At 52.2% G+C, this 4,683-nt stretch carries 3 rRNA genes; all 3 read right to left on the reverse strand.

Going from position 1 to position 4,683, the window contains the following annotated elements:
- Nucleotides 1-41: 41 nt before the first annotated feature.
- Nucleotides 42-155, reverse strand: a 5S ribosomal RNA gene (gene rrf / locus B5G09_RS13715).
- Between the two features lie 153 nt (nucleotides 156-308).
- Nucleotides 309-3,181, reverse strand: a 23S ribosomal RNA gene (locus tag B5G09_RS13720).
- A 180-nt stretch (nucleotides 3,182-3,361) separates the two neighbouring features.
- Nucleotides 3,362-4,683: ribosomal RNA gene (locus tag B5G09_RS13725) — 16S ribosomal RNA — on the reverse strand; the annotation flags it as partial.

Raw genomic sequence — 4,683 nt, forward strand, 5'->3', positions numbered from 1 at the left:
TTGCAGGGCAAAAAAAGGTCAGACCTTACGATCTGACCTTGAAGAGGCGGCTACCTACTCTCCCACGGGATAACCGCAGTACCATCGGCGTAAGTGAGCTTAACTTCTCTGTTCGGAATGGGAAGAGGTGGAACCTCACTGCTATAACCACCTAAAAGAACTTTTTCACAGAGGAGGACTGCTTCGTCTTGCAACCCCGGGTCTCTCCCGACCCCTCGGCCTCTGCAAACCGTGCGAGTATCTTTCGATACATATCCGTCGCACCCGGTATGGTTTGACACGTTAGGGAAATGAGATAAAGATTCGCTGTAGGAAAGCCTCTCGGGTAATTAGTACTGCTCGGCTTTGACATTACTGTCTTTACACCTGCAGCCTATCAACGTAGTCGTCTCCTACGCCCCTCAAGGGAAGACTTATCTTGGGGATGGCTTCGCGCTTAGATGCTTTCAGCGCTTATCCAAACCGAACGCGGCTACTCGGCGGTACACTTGGCAGCATAACCGATACACCGGAGGTTCGTCCAACTCGGTCCTCTCGTACTAAAGTCAGGACCCCTCAATCTTCCTGCGCCCGCGACAGATAGAGACCGAACTGTCTCACGACGTTCTGAACCCAGCTCGCGTGCCACTTTAATCGGCGAACAGCCGAACCCTTGGGACCTTCTCCAGCCCCAGGATGTGACGAGCCGACATCGAGGTGCCAAACCGCCGCGTCGATATGAGCTCTTGGCGGCGATCAGCCTGTTATCCCCGGAGTACCTTTTATCCTTTGAGCGATGGCCAGTCCACACAGAACCACCGGATCACTATACCCTACTTTCGTACCTGATCGACTTGTCGGTCTCACAGTCAAGCGCCCTTATGCTATTGCACTCTGCGCACGGTTACCATTCGTGCTGAGGGCACCTTGGGAAGCCTCCGTTACGCTTTTGGAGGCGACCACCCCAGTCAAACTACCCACCAAACGGTGTCCCCCTCCAGGGGTTAGAATCCAAGTACACAAAGGGCCGTATTTCAACGTCGGCTCCACGAACACTGGCGTGCCCGTCTCATTGCCTCCGGCCTATCCTACACATTGTGTACCCAAATTCAGCGTTAAGCTATAGTAAAGGTTCACGGGGTCTTTTCGTCCCGTCGCGGGTACCCGGCATCTTCACCGGGACTACAATTTCACCGAGCTCACGGTTGAGACAGTGTCCAGATCGTTACACCATTCGTGCAGGTCGGAACTTACCCGACAAGGAATTTCGCTACCTTAGGACCGTTATAGTTACGGCCGCCGTTTACTGGGGCTTCGATTCAATGCTTCTCTTGCGATGACATCCCCTCTTAACCTTCCAGCACCGGGCAGGTGTCAGGCCCTATACCTCTTCTTTCGAATTTGCAGAGCCCTGTGTTTTTGATAAACAGTCGCCTGGACCTCTTCGCTGCGCCCTACTCTCATAGGGACCCCTTTTCCCGAAGTTACGGGGTTAATTTGCCTAGTTCCTTAACCGTGATTCACTCGAGCACCTTAGGATACTCTCCTCGACCACCTGTGTCGGTTTACGGTACGGGTGACATACACTATAACTTAGAAGATTTTCTCGGAAGTATACTTGGGTGAACTATCAGATTGGCCGTAACCGCTCCGTACTGTCGGGTCTCAGCAAGCTCCAACTCTTAATCAGAACCTATACCTACGCCCTTTAACCACCTATTCCGTCAGATGGCGTCACTTACGTTCCTTCGTCTCTCCATCGAGGCATATGTCAGTATCGGAATATTAACCGATTGTCCATCGAGATCACCGTTCGGCTTACCCTTAGGACCCGACTAACCCTGATCCGATTAGCGTTGATCAGGAAACCTTGGTCTTGCGGTGTGCGGGTTACTCTCCCGCATTATCGTTACTCATGCCTACATTTGCTTTTCCATACGCTCCACCAAATCTCACGACCCGGCTTCTGCGCGAATGGAATGCTCCCCTACCACACTCTCGTGTCCAGAATTTCGGTGATATGCTTGATGCCCGTTTATTATCCACGCTCTGTCGCTCGACTAGTGAGCTGTTACGCACTCTTTGAATGAATAGCTGCTTCCAAGCTAACATCCTAGCTGTCTCTGCAACAAAACATCGTTAGTTCAACTTAGCATACTCTTTGGGACCTTAATTGCTGGTCTGTGTTGTTCCACTCTCGTAACTGGACATTAGCACCCAGTCGCTCACTGCTGTAAATCATACTACTGGCATTCGGAGTTTGTCAGGATTTGGTAGGCGGTGAAGCCCCCGCATCCAATCAGTAGCTCTACCTCCAGTAGACTCTCTATTACAACGCTGCCCCTAAAGGCATTTCGGGGAGTACGAGCTATTTCCCAGCTTGATTAGCCTTTCACCCCTACCCTCAAGTCATCGAGAAGCTTTTCAACGCTTATTCGTTCGGACCTCCAGTCGGTGTTACCCGACCTTCATCCTGCTCAAGGGTAGATCGCAAGGTTTCGCGTCTACAACCACTGACTAGCCGCCCTGTTCAGACTCGCTTTCGCTTCGGCTCCGTGCTTCCCTGCACTTAACCTCGCCAGTGATTAGTAACTCGTAGGCTCATTATTCAATAGGCACGCCGTCACGGCACGTAGCCGCTCCGACCGGTTGTAAGCGCATGGTTTCAGGTTCTATTTCACTCCCCTGTTCGGGGTTCTTTTCACCTTTCCCTCACGGTACTGGTTCACTATCGGTCTCTTGGGAGTATTTAGCCTTACCGGGTGGTCCCGGCTGATTCAGACAGGATTCCTCGTGTCCCGCCCTACTCAGGATACTGCTATCGCCAAACGCACTTGCCCGTACGGGGCTTTCACCCTCTTTGGCCAACCTTTCCAGGTCGTTCCAGTTCATGGTCTTTTGAATATTGCAGTCCTACAACCCCGGCATTGCCGTAACAATACCGGTTTGGGCTCTTTCCCGTTCGCTCGCCGCTACTTAGGAAATCGATCTTTCTTTCTTTTCCTCCTCCTACTAAGATGTTTCAGTTCAGAGGGTTGGCCTCCGTTGCCGGATGTCAGGTCTTCTACCTGACGGGTTGTCCCATTCAGAAATCTCCGGATCAAGTCTTGTTTGCAAATCCCCGGAGCTTATCGCAGCTTACCACGTCTTTCGTCGCCTCCAAGAGCCTAGGCATTCCCCATGCGCCCTTTCATACTTTCTTACAACTCTCACACTTCGCTGTGTGAGACTCTATCTCATCTCCTTAATCATGTCAATGAACGTCGCAAACTTGCGTCTGCCTGGAACGGTACTTGGTTTGAACCTACGTCCTCGACGGTACCGTTGTAACGTTTCTTTGAAGCGAGCAGCCAAACAATACTTTTTTGAAACTTGGCTCCAGAAAGGAGGTGTTCCAGCCGCACCTTCCGGTACGGCTACCTTGTTACGACTTAGCCCCAGTCACCGGTTTTGCCCTAGGTCGCTCCTTGCGGTCACGAACTTCAAGCACCCCCAGCTCCCATGGCTTGACGGGCGGTGTGTACAAGGCCCGGGAACGTATTCACCGCGCCATGGCTGATGCGCGATTACTAGCGAATCCAACTTCATGGAGGCGGGTTTCAGCCTCCAATCCGAACTGAGACAGGCTTTCGAGATTCGCATCCCCTCGCGGGGTAGCTGCCCTCTGTACCTGCCATTGTAACACGTGTGTAGCCCCGGACGTAAGGGCCGTGCTGATTTGACGTCATCCCCACCTTCCTCTCGGCTTACACCGGCAGTCCCGCCAGAGTGCCCAGCTTTACCTGATGGCAACTAACGGTAGGGGTTGCGCTCGTTATGGGACTTAACCCGACACCTCACGGCACGAGCTGACGACAACCATGCAGCACCTAGTTTCTCGCCCCGAAGGGAAGACCTGTTTCCAGGTCCGTCGATAACTTTCAAGCCCGGGTAAGGTTCCTCGCGTATCATCGAATTAAACCACATGTTCCTCCGCTTGTGCGGGCCCCCGTCAATTCCTTTGAGTTTCATTCTTGCGAACGTACTCCCCAGGTGGATAACTTATCGCTTTCGCTTAGCCACCGACCGTGTATCGCCGACAGCGAGTTATCATCGTTTACTGCGTGGACTACCAGGGTATCTAATCCTGTTTGCTCCCCACGCTTTCGTGCCTCAACGTCAGATATAGTTTGGTAAGCTGCCTTCGCAATCGGTGTTCTGTATGATCTCTAAGCATTTCACCGCTACACCATACATTCCGCCTACCGCAACTACTCTCTAGCCCAACAGTATTAGAGGCAGTTCCGGAGTTAAGCCCCGGTATTTCACCTCTAACTTATCAAACCGCCTACGCACCCTTTAAACCCAATAAATCCGGATAACGCTTGGATCCTCCGTATTACCGCGGCTGCTGGCACGGAGTTAGCCGATCCTTATTCATACGATACTTTCAGTCGATTACGCGTAATCGAGTTTACCCTCGTACAAAAGCAGTTTACAACTCATAGAGCCGTCTTCCTGCACGCGGCATGGCTGGTTCAGACTTGCGTCCATTGACCAATATTCCTCACTGCTGCCTCCCGTAGGAGTTTGGTCCGTGTCTCAGTACCAATGTGGGGGGTTAACCTCTCAGTCCCCCTATGTATCGTCGCCTTGGTGAGCCGTTACCTCACCAACCAGCTAATACAACGCATGCCCATCCAAAACCACCGGAGTTTTCAACAT

It is taken from the genome of Alistipes sp. An54 (assembly GCF_002159375.1).
Classification (GTDB): domain Bacteria; phylum Bacteroidota; class Bacteroidia; order Bacteroidales; family Rikenellaceae; genus Alistipes; species Alistipes megaguti.